Here is a 16,731-nt window from a genome sequence, read left to right as displayed (position 1 = left end):
AATTTACCCTGAAGAGGAGAGATGATATGGCGACTAACGATCCGAACGGAATCCCTCAGCAGCGCGGTCTATTCCCCGGGCTGCCGGGCGAGCCCGGCGGCATGCCGGGGCCGGGCGTACTGCCCGGCGAGCCCGGCGGCTTCCCAGGTGGACCTGGCGGCTTCCAAGGAGGACCTGGCGGCTTCCAAGGAGGACCTGGCGGCTTCCCGGGAGGACCCGGCGGCTTCCCGGGAGGACCCGGCGGCTTCCCGGGAGGACCCGGCGGCTTCCCGGGAGGACCCGGCGGCTTCCCGGGAGGACCCGGTGGCTTCCCGGGAGGACCCGGCGGCTTCCCGGGGGGACCCGGCGGCTTCCCGGGAGGACCCGGCGGCTTCCCGGGAGGACCCGGCGGCTTCCCGGGAGGACCCGGCGGCTTCCCGGGGGGACCCGGCGGCTTCCCGGGGGGACCCGGCGGCTTCCCAGGAGGGCCCGGCGGCTTCCCGGGGGGACCCGGTGGCTTCCCGGAAGGAACCCGCGGCTTCCCAGGTGGACCCGGCGGCTTCCCGGAAGGAACCCGCGGCTTCCCAGGTGGACCCGGCGGCTTCCCAGGAGGACCCGGCGGCTTCCCGGGAGGACCCGGCGGCTTCCCAGGTGGACCCGGCGGCTTCCCGGGAGGACCCGGCGGCTTCCCGGGAGGACCCGGCGGCGGGCCCGGAGGACCCGGCGGCGGGCCCGGAGGACCCGGCGGAGCTCCATCAGGCCCTCCGCCGGCATTTGTGCCGCAGATGGCCCCGCAGCAGTTCGCCGTTGATCCGGGCAGCATACGCAACTGCCTCTTCCGCTACGTATATATCTGGCAGCAAAATGGAGAGCAGTACTGGATTTATCTGACCTTCGTCGGCCGCACTTCCATCTCCGGCTTTCGGTGGTACGGCTTTGGCCGTGTTGGGTACTGGATATTTTTCGGACTCGATCTGCGCAGAATCGTATCCTTCTTTTGTGTTTGAGCCCGCCTCCCCGGCCAACCGGCCTGTAAGCATCGCTTGCCGCCCGGTTGGCCGGGGATGTCTATTTAACCCCATTTTCTTCCATACGCCTCGCAGCCGCACACCTGCATGAGGTCGGCTCACACCCCAACCTGACCGACCTCGGACCCCCTCCTCCCTGCTCCTCCGCTTGAACAGCTGGCACATACGGACATCTTCGCTCCCCCCTATGAAAGTTCCACTACCCGTGATAATCGACCATATCCATTTGCCCGGTTATTCATATACTACATAGACACTCGTGGAAGGATGAGGAGGAAAGCGATGCAATACTTGGATATGTTGACTCGGCTGGGAATCGGCAGCGCCCATCCGGGCGGATTCGCCGCTACGCTGGAGCAGCTCGAACGCTACCCGCTGCCTAAGGGCACAAGGATTCTGGAGGTAGGGTGCGGGACGGGACGCACATCCTGTTATCTCGCGAGGCAGGGCTTCCAGGTCACCGGACTCGATCTGCGGCCGGATATGCTGGCGAAAGCTGCCGCCCGCTCGTCCGCTGAGCAGTTGGAGGTCCAGTGGGTCCAAGGCGATATTACGGACCTCCCCTTTGATGACGGCACGTTCGATGTCGTCCTCGCCGAATCGGTAACCAGCTTCGCTTCGATTCCTGCCGCACTGGGCGAATATTACCGGGTGTTGAGCCCCGAAGGAACGCTGTATGACCGTGAGGTCGCCGCATTTCCGAGCATGTCGGCGGAATCTCGGGAGAAACTGAGCGAGTTTTTCGGGTTTAACCAGCTGTTTACGCTCGATGATTGGGAGGCAGCTCTATCGACAAGCCGCTTCGTCCGCTACGAGCTGCTGGAACGGTCTTTATTCCAGGAGCATCTAGGAGAGGATCAAATCAACCATCCCGACATGCTGCAATTTGCCGACGGGATGGCCTTCCTGGACCCTACGCTATGGGAAACTTCCATGCGTCACGACGAGCTGATTGAACAGCATAAAACTCAGCTTGGCTACACGTTGATCCGCGCATTCAAAGGCTGATTGGCCTTCCGGCTAATGCGCTCAGCTAAGGCAGCCATTGCGACAGACTTAAGTATTTATCCACAAATCACACACAAGAAACTAAGCTTTATGCACATTTTGTTCACATTATCAACCATTTCATCCACAATCCCTTCCTGATATTCCCTAATAGTCGCCTTGTTTCGTTGTTTAACAGGCCCATTCCCAGAGGATATCCACAGAGTTATTCACAATCCTTGCACAACCCTTCATCCATAGTTTTCCATATGATAAGAAATGCAAAGACGCCTCTCCTCTTCCGGTATGCCGCAGCATAGGAAGCTAGGAAGGCGTCTTGTCCCGAGCCTCAACAACTTGTTGCCCCGGACGGGTTCATTCGAATCCGTATTTTCAGTCTGCGGCCAAAGCCCGTATGGCCAGATACGATTGCTGGAGCAGCGGTATCCTGCATGTCCCGCTGAAGCTGCCTTCCAGCCGCTCTACCCGCATATTCCAGGTATCGACGACCTCGACATGGAACTTCCTCGTCCCCGGCAGCCTCAGCTCCCAGCTGCTTGGCCGGCTGATCCCGAGATACGTCCAGAAGCAGGTGCGTTCGGCTTCAGGCAGCCATAGGTCGGCCTGCCCCTGCTCCATCAGCTTGCGGAGAAAAGCAATCCGCTCCGGACTCTCTCCGTACAGCCGGCCTCCGCGGGAGATCCAGGACGGCTCTCCGAAAACCTCTCCATGCGCGGCGTAACCTCCGTTCACCAGGCTATCCCAGAAGCGGCTGACCAGCTCCTCTCCGGGTACATTTCCCCAGCGGCGCGGCGCATTACCCTCATAGCAGCACTCATCCAGAACGACAGGCTTGCGATGCGTTCGGATCCATTCCGCCATCAAGCCGGAATCCCAGTGCTGTACGCTTTGATGCGTAATCCAAGGCTTGGAATAATCGTAAGTTGCCGTCCGGGTATAATCATACATCTTGGTCCCGTTATGGATCGACAGCATATGTCCGTACGGGTCGAAACGCCTTACCATCCGGCATACGCGGTCCCAGTCGTCCATCGTTTTGTAGACGTTGAAGTCAAACTCATTGGCCAGCGACCACCATACATTGCGGAAGGAGGCCAGACGGGCGATGACGTAACGCAAATACAGCTCTTCCGTCTCCGGCTCCAGCTGTTCAAAGCCCCAAACCCCTTGGTCGTAAGGATGGAACAGGATAAGGTCCGCCTCGATGCCAAGCTGCTGCAAATCCATAATTCTCCGCTCCAAATGGGCGAAAAATGCGGGATTGAAGCGACTCACATCCGCTCCGGCCTCCCGGCTTCCTGCAAAAGCAAGCTGCTGCGAATGCATATCTCCGGTAGGAAGAATACACATGCGGACCTTGTTAAACGGAGCTTTGGCCAGCTCGGACAAGGTCAGCTCCTCTTCTGCCTCATCCTCATGATGCACCCAATGATAAAGCGTCGTGCCGAAGGGCAAATACGGAGTCCCATCTGAAAATTGAAACCGGTACGCATCCTTGACCCCGACCATCCCGCGATTGCCCGGCTCCGGCTCCACCGCCTCGAACCCGCCCCGCTGTCCATCGAGCTGCGGGCTGTTGCTGCGCGTCTCATACGTCCAGACCCCCGGCGTATCCGGCATGAATCGGAGCTTATAGATCCCCTCTCCATCATAGAAGCCCTCGGCCTCCACCGCCCGATTGCCGCAGCGGAATTCGGCATAGAAGGTGACTTCCCGGTAAGGATTACCGGTACGGGGGCCTTCGAAGCGGCCTTCAAACCTCCCCCAGCAAGGCACAGCTTCCGCAGCATAGTTTGCACTACGTATCATATGTTCCTCCATTTCTGGCCTCATGCTCCCGGCAAGCCCCTGCTCGGATAACGAGCGGTCTTCACCTCAGCCTTCATCCGATCCCGCGCTGTCCGGCTGCAGCCGCTCCGAGGCCTGGATGAAATTATCGTCCTGCTCAAGTCTATTGGCGACGGCCGGCAGTTGGTTCTGGCCGTTCCGCATACGTGACGAGTACGGGGAAGGCTGCTTGGCCGTCTCATAACGGAACGGCAGCTCAGACGGCGGTACCGCTTGATTCCGTATCCGCAGCGCTTGGTATTTCCGCGAAGGCAGCGGCACATGAATATGCCCGTCGAATTCTCCGGCGACTTCCGTAACCGTCATCCCCCACACATCGATGAGCTCAACGGTATAACGCCCCGGCGGGACCGACAGCTGCTTGTAAGGGAACTGATGAATGCCGTGGTACTGCAGATAATACAGGCCGTCGATACCAATCGTCGCCGCATCGTAGTATTCCGGCATATAGCGCAAGCCGGCCGGCGCCTCTTCCATTATGCTCCGCAAGAACGCGATTCTCGGTCCCGCCTCGCCCAGGAGCGGACCGCCATCGGTATGCCAGGTACCGCCCTGCCCGCGGACGAAGGCTTCCCCGTGACCGGCATAGCCGCCCCGGCAAAGGCTGGTCCAGATTCGATTCACCAGTTCCTCACCTGGCAAGCTGTCCTCCAGCGTCGGGGCATCGCCCTCGCATCCGCACACATCCATAATGACCGGTTTGCCATGCAGCGCCGCATAGCGGGAAACCTGACTCGGATCGCGGCCCTTCAGACTGACATGCGTAATAGACGGATCCCCAAAGTCGAGGAAGGGATCGCCCGCGTGCACCGTCAGCAGATGGCCTTCCCCGCCATAAGCATGAACCTGTCGAAGCCATGCGCTGCGCGCCGCCGGATCGAGGCCGCTGCCTTCCGCAAGCAATGCCCATCCCACATGGCGAAAAGCCCCGAAGCGGCTGACCGTCTCGCGCAAGCTCTTCACGGCCGCCGGCGTAAGCGGTCTGCCCCCCAGCAGCAGCTCCACCTCGATCCCCATCGCTCCAAGCCTCGTAACCGCCTGCTCCAGCCGGTGGCTATCGGAGCAGGCTGCATCGACCCGCATCCGCACTTTATTGAAAGAAGCGCTGCCGAGAGAAGCAAGCGTCGTCTCGAACGATGCCTCCTCATAGCCATACAGACAAGTCGTGCCGAACGGATAGGATGGCGTCCCGTCCGCATAGGCAAAGTCCTTCTCGCTAACCGCTCGGACAGGCCCCCGGTTGCCGGGGCCGGGCGGCGTGCACCTGAAGCGGCCGGTCGCCACCACGCGGGGTTTGGCTTCGGCCGCATTCCCGCTCTCCCGCAGCTTCGCCTCTCCCTGTCTCTCCTCCTCAGACGGCATGGCCAGGATGGCATAGCTCCATTCGCCTTCTTCATCCGGCATAAAGCGGATCGCCATGTTCCCTTGAGCATCCTGGAAGGCAAACCGTTCCCGTTCCCGCCCGCTCCTGGAGAACACCGCCTTCCATGTTGACCTGTCTATATGGGAAGCTGGGAGCGGCGACTCCAAGCCGTTGTTGTCCAAGGATAGTGTCAGCTCCAGCAAACCCCAGCGTTCTACTTGCCTCACAAGCACATCCGGATCGGATCCGGACGATGATGGATTCTTCAACATGGCACCTCCATTCTTTCTATATCGCACGTACCCGAACCGCCATATAGGGCCTGCCTGGCATAGCGATACCCGCTACACCCGAATACGTACCCTCAAGCGGGGTAATTGTCATATTCCACGTATCGATGAGGTCGATCTGGTAGCGCCCCCCTTCAGGTAAAGGGAGCTCGCGGTAAGCCGGACGGTGATTATTGTAATATTGCAAATAGTAGACGTTCTCGATGCCTACCGTCGGCACGTCCCGGAAGCGCTCCTGCGGCCTCAGCCAAGCCGGCGCTTCATCCAGAATGCTCCGCATAAAGGCAAGCCGCTGCGGGCTGTCCCCATACAGCTTACCGCCGCGGGCCCACCAGATAACGTTATCGGGATGCATGAACGTTTCGCCATGCCCCCCATATCCCCCGCGGGCGAAACAGTCCCAGAACTTGGCGGTCATTTCTTCCCCGGAAATATTGCCCCAGCGCTGAGGCAGATTACCCTCATAGCAGCATTCGTCCACGACGACCGGCTTCCGGTACAGAGCGAGCCATGACCTCATCAGCGTCACGTCCCAGTGCTGCATACTGACGTGGGTAACCCACGGCTTCGTATGATCGTAATAAATGATGCCCCCGGGGTTATACATACTGGAGCCGTTATGGATCGAGCGCAGACGCTGGTACGGATCGGATTCCACGACAACGCGGAACAGCCGGTCCCAATCGCTCATAACCTTCTCCTTCATAAAATCAAATTCGTTGGCGAGCGACCACCAGACGTTGCGATAAGCTCCCAGCCGCGCAATGACATAGCGCAAATAAAAATCATCGGTCTCGGCCGCCATCCGGTCGAAGCCCCAATGACCCATATCATACGGATGGAAAAGGATGAGATCCGCTTCGATCCCAAGCTCCCCGAGCTGTAGGATCCGCTTCTCCAGATTCGCAAAGTACGCGGGGTTGAAGCATTCCCAATCAAAGCCCTCGGCCTTGGATCCGGCAAACGGGAAATGCTCCGGTTCATTGGCATTAAAGCTGTACCTCTTGGGGAACAAGCACATCCGGATCTTATTAAAGGGACCTTGCCTCAGCGTGGACAACGTCTCCTCCTGGAGCTCTTCTTCCTGATGAATCCAGGCGTAGCACGTCGTACCGAACGGATGGTACTCCGTCCCGTCTTCATATTCGAAATGCGTCTCGTCCCTCACCCGGACCGGACCGTGATTGCCCTCCTTGGCCGGCGTACATACGAACTGTCCGGCCGCTCCGCTCAGCTCAGCATGACTGCTGGACACCGTATACGTCCAGACTCCCTCGATATCCGGCATAAACCGGATCTTATAGCTGCCATCGCCATCGTAGAAGCCCGTGACCTCCAGGCTGCGATGCCGATGCCGAAAGCAGGCGCTCACGGCGACGTCCTTATAGGGATTTCCCGCGGCGGGTCCCGCGAGCGTAAGCTCGAACAGTCCCCACCGTTCGATTCTGCCGTTATTCGGACTGCTACTCATCTTCATCACTCCTGAAATCATCTTGGTAGATTGCCTGGACTTTCCAGAGCATCAGCCCTTGATGCCCGATGTTGAGATGCCCTCGACGAAATATTTCTGACAGCTGAAGAAAATGACCAGACTCGGGATGAGCGACAGCACGGACATCGCGAACAGTACACCCCAGTTGGATTCGCCGGACGAGTCCATAAACAGGCGCAGACCGAGCGGGATCGTATACAGCTTCGCCGTATTCAAATACAGCAGCTGGCTGAAGAAGTCGTCCCAGGTCCAGATAAAGGTGAAGATCCCCGTCGTGATCAAAGCCGGGACGGCAAGCGGCAGCACGATCCGCCAGTAGATCCGAATTTTTCCACAGCCATCGATCGTAGCCGATTCATCCAGCTCCTTCGGCAGCCCCCGTATGAACTGCACCATCAAAAAGATGAAGAAGGCGTCGGTCGCCAGCCACTTCGGGATGGTCAGCGGATAATACGTATCGATCCAGTTCAATTCCTTGAACAGGATGTATTGTGGAATGATCGTTACGTGATGCGGAAGCATAATCGTAACCAGCATCAGAGCGAACCAGATTTTCTTCAGATCGAAATCCAGTCGCCCGAAGGCATAAGCCGCCATCGAGCAGGATATCAGATTGCCTACTACGCACAAGATTGAAATAATGAATGAATTCGTCATAAAGGTCAGGAAAGGCACGCGTGCGATTCCCTTCCAGCCCTTGATATAATTGTCCAGGGTCACTTCCTTGGGCCATAAGCTCAAGTCGGTAAATATAAGGTTGGCAGGCTTCAACGAGCTGCTGATCAGCCATAGGATCGGATACAGCATGAGCAAGCCGAGAAAAATAATGATGCCGTGCAGAACCAGCTGCTGGATGCGATTGGAATAGGCCATCTTATTGTCCTCCGTCCCCGTAATGTACCCATAGCCTGGATGTGGCGAACAGGACAGCGGTGAACAACCCGATAATGACGAGCAGCGCCCACGCCATCGCCGACGCATAGCCCATTTCATAGAAAGCAAAGCCCTTCATGTACAGATAGAGCGTGTAGAACAGGGTGGAGTCCATCGGCCCGCCTTGGCCCCCGCTAATAATGAAGGATTGGGTGAACGCCTGGAACGACCCGATAAGCTGAATAACCAGATTGAAGAAAATAACCGGCGTCAGCAGCGGAAGCGTGATGTGCCAGAACCGCCTCATTCGGGAAGCGCCGTCCACTTGGGCGGCCTCGTAGAAATCCTGCGGAATCTGCTTCAAGCCGGCCAGAAAGATGATCATCGAAGAGCCGAACTGCCAGACCGACAAGGCGACAATGGAATATAGCGCATAGTCGGGATTCGCGATCCAATCCGGGGCTTCTATGCCGAACACCAGCAAAAACTGATTGACGACGCCGGAGCCCCCAAAGATTTTACGCCACAGCACCGCAATCGCCACACTGCCCCCCAGCAGCGTAGGGAGATAATACATCGTCCGGTAAAAGCCAAGCCCGCGCAGTCCTTTGTTCATCAGCACCGCGACCAGCAGGGCGAACACCAGCTTCAGGGGAACGGACAGAAATACATAAATAAAGGTCACCTTAAGCGACGTTAAAAATCGGGGATCGGCCGTCAGCATCGTCCGGTAATTCTCGAAGCCGATAAACTGCGGCGGCGCAATCACATCGAACTTGGTCAAGGAATAATAGAAGGAGCTGAGCATCGGCCCGATGGTCAAGGCAAACAATCCGATAAACCAGGGCAGCAGAAACAAATACGCGATGGCATTTCGTTTCCACAGCCGCCCGAGAAAGCCCGCCGCCGTCCCAGCTGATCGTTTCTTCGGCACTCCGGTAACTGAGTCCATAATCGCACCCCTTTCATCGTGCATACGTGTAGGAAGCAGGGGAACAGCGGACCGAACCCCTGGACTAAACCGGATTCGGTCCGCTGCATCGGCATCTTACTTTTTATTGACGACCTTCTCGGCCGCGTTCAACACTTCCTGAGCTCCGTTGGCAATCGTCTCTTTGCCGAAGGCAACCTTCTGAGTCGTATTAACGAGCGTCGTTTCGAATTCCTTGCCATTCGGTATTTCACGATCCGGCACGCGGGAGTTTTTAGCGGCGATATCGATATACTCGTATACCTTCTTATCTACGTCGCTGGCTTTGGCCTTGAGCGCTTCACGGGCTTTGGAAGAGCCAGGCACGCCGCGTTCGCTGCCAAGAACCATCGTAGCCTCGGGATCGTTCACCATGAAGCTGATGAACATGGCCGCTTCCTTCGGATGCTTCGACTTGCTGTTGACCGACAAGAACTGGCTCGGCTGCAGCCACAGCCCCTGAACCGACCCTGCCCCGCCTTTCGGAGGCAGCACGACCTTGATCTCGTCCTTCATCGCCTTCTGGTAAGCATTGATCTGATTGGACCAGACCAGATGCATGACGGTTTTGCCTTCCACGAAGGAGGAGTTCTCCGGATTCTCCGTATAAGCGGCCGTCATGTCCGCGGGCGGGGTGCTCCCTGCTTTGCGGAAGTTGTCCCACATCGTCAGCCAGTTTTCCAGCTCCTGCTTGCCGAGTCCGACCTTCCCATCCTTATACAAGGTTTTGTCGCTTTGCCGGGCAAAGTAATTCAAATACAGCGGAAGCTTGGATTCGTCCACCGCCCCGTAATAGCCCTTGCCCAGCGCTTTGCTAAGGTCGGCCGCATACTTCCCGAACTCGTCCCAGGTCCAGTCGCCGGTAGGCGGCTGCATCCCCGCTTTTTTGACCAGCTCCGTGTTGTAAGCGATTCCATAAGCGTTGGAGCCTAAGATAATCCCATACTGCTTTCCATCCATCGCGCCGGATTCAATACTGGACTTCTCAAAGTCGGCAATGTCTATTTCTTTGCCCATGAAAGGAGTCAGATCATAAAAAGCGCCCTTGGCTACGTAATCCGGATAGTTGTTGCCGATTTGGATCAGATCCGGCGCATTGCCGCCTGCGATTTGCGTATTTAATTTGTCAAAGTAGCCGTCGCTGCCCATATATTCGCCGCTGATCTTAATGTTCGGATGCTTCTTCTCGAACAGCTCGATCACCTTCAGCGTCGCGTCATGACGGGCTTGGGCTCCCCACCATACCATGCGCAGCTCCACGTTCTGCTCAGCAGCTTTCCCGCCCGAATCGGCGGCCCCTCCCGCACCTGGTGCCGGATCGGACTTAGCTCCGCCAGGCGAACAAGCGGCCAGCATAGTTGCCGTCATAGCGATGGTTGCGAGTAAGGACATGTTTTTTTTCAAGTTCATTCGACAAGCCTCCCTTTGTACGGATGATGGTTCTCTGCAAGTGTTCATCGGAAAGTCAAAGCGTGGTTAGCCCCATTTTTGTAAGCGCTGTCAACATTGATGTAATAAGCTCTCGTATCTACCTCCTTATTTCCTCTTCAAGCAGATACACTCCGATAAGCCCTTACTATTTATTCGGCAAGCCTCCCCTGTTTCATCCAAATCATAACATCGGATCAATAAACGAGTCAATGAACATTTACTAAAATCAATGTTTAAAAAACTGACTTTTTAACTAAATATTTTTCAGTAACCCTCTTTATATAACCTCTTAGCTAACAAAAGGAAAGTAATGGTGTTTTATTCGCAAAGATAAGACCCTATTATTTAGTTAAGTTTAGTTTAGGAAACGCCTCGGGGAAAGAAGCTCGCTACTCGATTACAAGTCACACATAAATTTTCCGTTTAGCCAAATAATAAAGAACAAATTCAAATCAAGGAGTTAACTGCGATGTTAAAAATATTGGTTACCTTAGCTTTTATCGTCTGTGCTTTCGCTCTTGTTATTTCCTTGGTGACAATAAAAAGAGTTCAAAACAAAGAACTGGATAAAGGAACAAACCCCACCACTGTAAAACACCCATTTTTGGCTAATCCGATTATTATCGCCAATGTGCTTTTTCCGATTCTTCTTCTTTTAGGGGGAATCCTGTGGATGTATTTCTATAGATAAACGGGAGGTAAGGATATGGAAAAAAACAGGTATTACGTGTCGGTACAATCTAAAACCATCATGCTCCAGCAGGGCGATGCAGCGTATGAATTTGAAATCGACGCTACCCCGGAAGAGATTTTGCAGCTTCAGGATTTGTTTGAAGAAGAGGAGGATTTCGAGAATGAAACCTTCTTTAGAACTCCCCTCCCCGGTATTCCTTATCATCACGACAGGGCAAACGATGGGTATGATTTCGTCTTGACGGAGATTTATCAAAAGCTGCATGATTTGGGCACAAAGGAAACGAAAGCACACATCAAAAGCATGCATATATTGAACACCGATTCCTCATCTTATACGTAAAAAAGCTGCAGGAAGCGGACTTAGCGTCCGCCTCCTACAGCTTTTATTACCGTATCCGTATCTTACAAAGAAACGATCTTGCCTGTATCCTGCGACTCGAAAGCAGCCAGGATGACGTTCAAGGAACGTTTGCCTTCTTCTCCCGAGATGCGCGGTGGCGTACCGCTCAGGATGCCTTCGACAAATTCGCGGATGACGCCGCTGGTCAGCTGTTGCTCGTTGGTCGAAATACCGCCTACATTGTACTTCTCAATGGTGCCGTCGCGCAATTCAACGATCACTTGATCCTGCGGATCGGTGCCGATCTTCATCACGCCATTCTCGCACCAGAGCACCGTGCTGTTATCCTCGCCCTTGTAATACGTCCAGCTCGCTACCAGCGTACCGATCGCGCCGCTTTTCATACGAAGAATGCAGGTAGCGTTATCGTCTACATCCGTCCCTTCCTTATGACGGGTATCGACGAAGGCCGCCACTTCAGACACCTCGTCGGCAAGCAGCCAGCGGATCAAGTCAGACTTGTGCACGCCGAGATCGCCCATTGCCCCCATGACAGCCTCCGGCTTGCGGAAAAACCAGCTTTCTCTGCCGTCTACGCTCCAGCGTTCCGGACCGGGATGACCGAAAGACGTACGGAATGTCAGCACCTTGCCGAGCTTGCCGCTTTCCAGAATTTCCTTTGCCTTCACGTGCGGAGGCATCAGCCGCTGGTTGTGGCCTACCATCAGATGCACGCCGGCCGCTTCAGCCGCTTGGATCATCGCATCCGCTTCGGCGGTTGTAGCCGCCATCGGCTTCTCGACCAGCACATGCGCGCCTACCTTAGCCGCAGCGATCGTAACCTCCGCGTGAATGGCATTCGGCGTGCAGACGCTGACCGCATCCGGCTTAACTTCTTCCAGCAGCGTACGATAGTCCGTGTACACCTTGCCGCCGTATTGATCGGCGAACTTTTGCGCACGCTCCTCGTTAAGATCACAGAATGCAACTAGCTCCACCTGCGGCAGCAGGGAATATTCGAAAATGTGACGGACTCTGGCAATAGAGCCGCAGCCGATAACGGCCACCTTCAGCTTAGTCATGAATCGTTCTCTCCTTATTGAGTAATGATGAATCCACGAAAACTATACGCGCTTCAGATAATGCTCCTTCAACCAATTCATACTGTTCGAGATACTTTCCAGAGGAGGGTTCTGACAGTTATCCTGCTCGACAATCAGCCATTCCACTCCGGCGTCGGATGCGGCCCCGATAACTTCATCCAAAGCCACAATGCCTTGACCGAGCTCCAGCGTTACCGTACTGTCGCCTTCCACTTTATAGTCTTTCGCATGAACGAATGGCAGACGGCCGGCATACTTGCGGATATAAGCGACCGGGTCCTGGCCTCCGCGATGCACCCAGCATGCGTCCATCTCGACCAGCAGCTCAGGCTGAGACTCGAAGATCGCGTCGAAGACGAACGCATCCCCCACCTTGCTCTCGAATTCGAAAGCATGGTTATGGTAGCCGAAGCCCAGGCCCTGCTTGCGCACCTCAGCTCCCAAGGTCTGCAGCTCGGAGATAAGCGACTTCCAGCCTTCCTCACCCTCGTCCGGCGCCCACGGTACGATAATCGCTTGGCCGCCGATCGCCTTCAAATAATCAATCTCGCCCTGCAGATCGTTCCGCAGACGCTCGAGGCTGACATGGCTGCCCGGAACCTTCAGGTTCAGCTCCTGCAACAGCGCTTTCATTTCCTCCGCAGACAGCCCGCCGTACCCGGCAAATTCAACGCCCTCATATCCAAGCTCTGCGACCTTGCGGAGCGTTCCCGGGAAATCCGCCGCCGTTTCATTGCGCAAGGTATAAAGCTGAACGCCAATCCCCATCTTTCTCATGAAGCCCACTCTCCCTTATTATTCCATATGATGTGCCGTTTCTCCTTCTACTATACAAACAATCGTATTTTCTGCATATAAACGATATAATGAAAACATCAACAATTTGGCTGCGATTTGCAAAAGGAGGACTGACGATGACCGCAACCCTCCTAACCTGCGGTTACTCTTATCATACCGAACGCTTCACCACGCATTATAAGAACGGCTCCCCGCATTATTTATTCCGGCTGCAGACGGAAGGCACCTGCCATGTCCATATCAACTCGCGCGGGGTCGCGATCGAACCAGGCCACCTGATCCTGATCAAGCCCGGGGATACGTATACGCTGCTGATGGAGGAACAGCCTCTGACGGACGGAGAGCTGGCCCCCGTAGCGAGCGGGGACTACTACTTATGCTGCGAAGGAAAGTGGATCGACGAGTGGTGGAGACGCGCCGATAAGCCGTCCGTCAGCCGCATAGACCTTGACGAGAAGCTGGTCTCGCTTTGGCAGCAGCTTCTGCTGGAGAACCTGCGCACAGCAGGCAGCGGCACGTCCGAGCTGATCGACTATCTGCTGCGGGCGCTATGTCTTTGCCTGGAGCGCGCGGTAACGGAAACGACTCCGAAGCAGGGCAAGCCCTTCGCCGCGATCCGCATGAAGCGGTTCATCGAAGAGCATGCCACCCGAAGCTTCAAGGTGGAGGAAGCGGCCGAGCAGGCCGGACTTAGCGTGTCCCGCGCCGTCCATCTGTTTAAGGAGTGTTTCGGTAAGTCGATGATGGAATACGCCTTGGAGCTGCGGCTTGCCGCTGCCGTGGAACGGATGATCTATACGTCGATGACGCTCGACCAGATCGCCCAAACCTGCGGCTTCGGAGGCTACACCTATTTTCACCGGGTATTCAAGGAAACCTACGGTATGGCTCCGGGACAATTCCGCGGATTACAAAAAAAGTCCCTCTAATAGAGGGACAAAGCAAGTGAATCTTTCTCATTAAGGGAATGCAAAATGGCCTCACAGCCGATGACCTCAATACTGATGAGGGACTTCAGACATTTTTGAAGGGTATTTCTTCCGGTTGTCACCTTTTTGTCGAGAGCTGCCTTAAGCAGCTTCAGTGTCTTCTTATTCAGGCTGTCGGCGAAAACCGGGACCTCTTTGTTCTGAAACGTAACAAAAACTTTCATCCCTGACACCGTCCTATTCTATCTTTTTCTATCCTGACTATACTAGTAGAATAATCTAGTATTATTAAAATAAGCTTAAAATAATATTACAAAATGATGTCATCTTTGGCAACCGGACTTTGGCATAAAGTTTGCATTCGCCAAGTTCACTGCGTATAATTTTTTCCAATAGCAAATGCAACTAACTTAAAAGGGACGAGGGAAGCGCATGGCGGAGCACAAATACACGATCCCCCGGCTGATCTCGCTGCTTTACCGGTCCGGACAAATGTATGTCGCCGGCCGGCTGAAGGAACGGGAGATCGGCAGAGGCCAATACATTTTCCTCAATGCCCTCTACAAGGCCGACGGTCTTAGCCAGGAGGAGCTGTCCGAATACTTGCTGATCGATAAAGGCACGACTGCCAAGGCTTTAAGAAAACTGGAAGAGCAAGGCTATGTAACGCGCAAGGTGCGGGAGGACGACAAACGGTTCAACCGGGTATTTCTGACGCCCAAGGCGCTTGATATCAAGGATGAGGTGCGCGGCGTCCTGATCGATTGGCGAAGCCTGCTGACCCAAGGGCTCTCCGAAGAGGAGAAGGAGCAGGCCTGGACGCTGCTTGAGAAGATGGGGGAGAATGCGGCCCGCCTGGCTAAGGAAGCCTCCTACTCGCGGGACGACCTTCCGCCGGAGCCTGGAACCAAGGACGATGCGCCCTGAATCTCAAGCCGGCGGGGACCGGGACGGATAGGAATGGTTCCGTACAGGCCCTATGCTCCTCCCCGAAAGGCGATCCGGATATCCAGTACCTCGGAGCGGCTGCCCAGCCGGATAGGCGGACCCCAGAAGCCAAAGCCGGAGGAGACAACGGCATGCATCGCCCCTTTTCGCAGATAGCCCCAATCCAGCTCGAACAGACGGCGGGTGATCAGATGATTCGGCAGCATCTGCCCCCGGTGAGTATGCCCCGAAAGCATGAGATCGACGCCGGCCTCCATGGCGGCCCCCAGCTTGTGAGGCTGATGGTCCAGCAGAATGATGGGCCTCGCTCGGTCGGCTTCCGCCAGCAGAACCTCTACCGGCTGCCGCGCCTCTCCCGTAAAGCGTTCGACGGCATGATCCTTGCGGCCGGCGATGTAAAACGCTCCTTCCACCAGCTCCACACGGTCAAGCAGCACATCAATGCCGATCTCCCGCATCTTTGCGACATAGTCGGTTATATGACCGCCGATGTACTCATGATTGCCCAGCACGGCATATACCCCGAGCGGCGCCTTCAGCTTGCTCAGCTCCTCGCCCATCCCTTCGCGGACGAAGGGCTCAAAGCTGTCGTCCAGCACATCGCCGGGAAGCAGGACCAGATCCGGCCCCAGCTCGGCCACCCGCTTGGTCAGCTTGGCAATATGACGCTTGCCTATCGTCGTACCCAGATGCAGGTCCGAGGCTGCAACGATCCGCAGCTCCTCCCGGTCCCCTGCCCGCTTGTCTATCTCCAGGTCATACCGGCGGATGACCGGATTCCAGGCATTCCACGCGCCCTTCAGGAATAAGAAAGCAAGTAAGGCGAGCTCTGCGGAGCCTGCAATCCGTATCGCCGCCCCCTCCTCCATACCTCCCCATACCAGCAGCCCGCCTGCCAGATGAGCAAGCGGCGTGAGCAATAGACCGTAGAAAACAACTCCCATGCCGTAGGCCCCTATAGTCTTGAGCAGCTTGTACGGCCGGTAAGGCAGCACCCGGTGCAGCAGCATCGACGCGATATAACCAAAGGCCAGCACAGCATAAATACCGGCGTACGGCCAATCGGGCGCCCCGGGCAGCATAGCCTGCCAATACCGATACCCCAGCCATGCCAGATAAGCATTCAGCCCTATAAAGACAATCAGCACAACTCCAAACCACATGATACGCTTGCCCATGAGTCTCCTTCTCTCCTTCTCCTCCATGAACTCTATTTCGCTAGGACGAACCCTTTCCTCATTCTCTCACATAGGGGGCTATCGAGTAAAATTCCCCAATCCCGGGCATCGTACTACCATCGCTCTGATATAGAATGTCCGCAGAAAGGATGCCGATACCTTTGAATGACCGCAACAATCCAGACGCAGACAAGCCCTTATCCGTACTCGAATCAAAGCCCGAACGCCAGACCCGCTCAAGCGAGGAGCTTCTGTACGCTCCAGAGTACGAGGCCCTCGCACCGCTGAGGGAATTCGTCGATAACCTGATCGACAGCATCCAGCAAGCCAGGGACGAATCCAGAGACTAGACGCGCGAAATGGAACTGGAGCAAGAACAAGGCAAACTCAAAGCAGGCCTCTCCCTCCAAGGGATGGCCTGCCACTACTGCGCTCGCGTTACCGCATCGGGCGTTTC

At 55.9% G+C, this 16,731-nt stretch carries 17 protein-coding genes; 7 read left to right on the top strand and 10 right to left on the bottom strand.

Annotated elements, in window-relative coordinates; genetic code table 11:
- The first annotated feature begins 21 nt into the window (after nucleotides 1-21).
- Nucleotides 22-870, top strand: a complete 849-nt coding sequence (locus GSF01_RS14195) for a hypothetical protein (protein ID WP_201305393.1) — start codon at nucleotides 22-24, stop codon at nucleotides 868-870.
- A 419-nt stretch (nucleotides 871-1,289) separates the two neighbouring features.
- A complete protein-coding gene (locus GSF01_RS14190) occupies nucleotides 1,290-2,015 on the top strand; it encodes a class I SAM-dependent methyltransferase (protein WP_159885075.1) in 726 nt (241 codons plus the stop codon).
- 372 nt (nucleotides 2,016-2,387) lie between these two features.
- On the opposite strand, the gene GSF01_RS14185 is transcribed toward GSF01_RS14190, so the two are convergent.
- From GSF01_RS14185 to GSF01_RS14160, 6 genes are all read right to left on the bottom strand, one after another.
- On the bottom strand, nucleotides 2,388-3,824 hold the full coding sequence (locus GSF01_RS14185; RefSeq protein ID WP_159885074.1) for a DUF5060 domain-containing protein: 1,437 nt from the start codon (nucleotides 3,822-3,824) through the stop codon (nucleotides 2,388-2,390).
- A 66-nt stretch (nucleotides 3,825-3,890) separates the two neighbouring features.
- Nucleotides 3,891-5,498, bottom strand: coding sequence for a DUF5605 domain-containing protein (locus GSF01_RS14180; RefSeq protein ID WP_159885073.1), 1,608 nt, complete (start codon nucleotides 5,496-5,498; stop codon nucleotides 3,891-3,893).
- 16 nt (nucleotides 5,499-5,514) lie between these two features.
- Nucleotides 5,515-6,987: a DUF5605 domain-containing protein gene (locus GSF01_RS14175; RefSeq protein ID WP_407945769.1), complete on the bottom strand. Its 1,473-nt coding sequence runs from the start codon at nucleotides 6,985-6,987 to the stop codon at nucleotides 5,515-5,517.
- A gap of 51 nt (nucleotides 6,988-7,038) precedes the next feature.
- Nucleotides 7,039-7,881, bottom strand: coding sequence for a carbohydrate ABC transporter permease (locus tag GSF01_RS14170; RefSeq protein ID WP_159885071.1), 843 nt, complete (start codon nucleotides 7,879-7,881; stop codon nucleotides 7,039-7,041).
- Nucleotide 7,882: 1 nt separating this feature from the next.
- Nucleotides 7,883-8,833: a carbohydrate ABC transporter permease gene (locus GSF01_RS14165; RefSeq protein ID WP_159885069.1), complete on the bottom strand. Its 951-nt coding sequence runs from the start codon at nucleotides 8,831-8,833 to the stop codon at nucleotides 7,883-7,885.
- Between the two features lie 96 nt (nucleotides 8,834-8,929).
- A complete protein-coding gene (locus tag GSF01_RS14160) occupies nucleotides 8,930-10,261 on the bottom strand; it encodes an ABC transporter substrate-binding protein (protein ID WP_159885067.1) in 1,332 nt (443 codons plus the stop codon).
- A gap of 490 nt (nucleotides 10,262-10,751) precedes the next feature.
- Between GSF01_RS14160 and GSF01_RS14155 the strand changes: the two genes are divergently transcribed.
- Both GSF01_RS14155 and GSF01_RS14150 read left to right on the top strand, forming a co-directional pair.
- Nucleotides 10,752-10,973, top strand: coding sequence for a hypothetical protein (locus tag GSF01_RS14155; RefSeq protein WP_159885065.1), 222 nt, complete (start codon nucleotides 10,752-10,754; stop codon nucleotides 10,971-10,973).
- A 15-nt stretch (nucleotides 10,974-10,988) separates the two neighbouring features.
- Nucleotides 10,989-11,318: a hypothetical protein gene (locus GSF01_RS14150; RefSeq protein ID WP_159885063.1), complete on the top strand. Its 330-nt coding sequence runs from the start codon at nucleotides 10,989-10,991 to the stop codon at nucleotides 11,316-11,318.
- 62 nt (nucleotides 11,319-11,380) lie between these two features.
- Here the strand turns inward: GSF01_RS14150 and GSF01_RS14145 are convergent, their stop codons facing one another.
- A complete protein-coding gene (locus GSF01_RS14145) occupies nucleotides 11,381-12,400 on the bottom strand; it encodes a Gfo/Idh/MocA family protein (RefSeq protein WP_159885061.1) in 1,020 nt (339 codons plus the stop codon).
- A gap of 42 nt (nucleotides 12,401-12,442) precedes the next feature.
- A complete protein-coding gene (locus GSF01_RS14140) occupies nucleotides 12,443-13,198 on the bottom strand; it encodes a sugar phosphate isomerase/epimerase family protein (RefSeq protein WP_159885059.1) in 756 nt (251 codons plus the stop codon).
- A gap of 137 nt (nucleotides 13,199-13,335) precedes the next feature.
- Between GSF01_RS14140 and GSF01_RS14135 the strand changes: the two genes are divergently transcribed.
- Nucleotides 13,336-14,148 carry a helix-turn-helix domain-containing protein gene (locus GSF01_RS14135; protein WP_159885057.1) on the top strand — a complete coding sequence of 271 codons (813 nt, stop codon included), beginning with the start codon at nucleotides 13,336-13,338 and terminating at the stop codon, nucleotides 14,146-14,148.
- On the opposite strand, the gene GSF01_RS29660 is transcribed toward GSF01_RS14135, so the two are convergent.
- Nucleotides 14,145-14,372, bottom strand: a complete 228-nt coding sequence (locus GSF01_RS29660) for a 3-dehydroquinate dehydratase (protein WP_159885055.1) — start codon at nucleotides 14,370-14,372, stop codon at nucleotides 14,145-14,147. The genes GSF01_RS14135 and GSF01_RS29660 overlap by 4 nt on opposite strands.
- 208 nt (nucleotides 14,373-14,580) lie before the next feature.
- Between GSF01_RS29660 and GSF01_RS14125 the strand changes: the two genes are divergently transcribed.
- The gene (locus GSF01_RS14125) at nucleotides 14,581-15,075 is read left to right on the top strand and encodes a MarR family winged helix-turn-helix transcriptional regulator (protein ID WP_159885053.1); all 495 of its coding nucleotides are present in this window, start codon (nucleotides 14,581-14,583) and stop codon (nucleotides 15,073-15,075) included.
- A gap of 50 nt (nucleotides 15,076-15,125) precedes the next feature.
- On the opposite strand, the gene GSF01_RS14120 is transcribed toward GSF01_RS14125, so the two are convergent.
- Nucleotides 15,126-16,274 (bottom strand): metallophosphoesterase, encoded by a 1,149-nt coding sequence (locus GSF01_RS14120; RefSeq protein WP_159885051.1) that lies wholly within the window; start codon nucleotides 16,272-16,274, stop codon nucleotides 15,126-15,128.
- Between the two features lie 161 nt (nucleotides 16,275-16,435).
- Between GSF01_RS14120 and GSF01_RS14115 the strand changes: the two genes are divergently transcribed.
- On the top strand, nucleotides 16,436-16,624 hold the full coding sequence (locus GSF01_RS14115) for a hypothetical protein (RefSeq protein WP_159885049.1): 189 nt from the start codon (nucleotides 16,436-16,438) through the stop codon (nucleotides 16,622-16,624).
- The last annotated feature ends 107 nt before the right edge of the window (nucleotides 16,625-16,731 follow it).

The sequence above is a fragment of the Paenibacillus puerhi genome, assembly GCF_009846885.1.
Taxonomy (GTDB): Bacteria; Bacillota; Bacilli; order Paenibacillales; family NBRC-103111; genus Paenibacillus_G; species Paenibacillus_G puerhi.
This window is presented reverse-complemented; position numbering and strand designations above follow the sequence as displayed.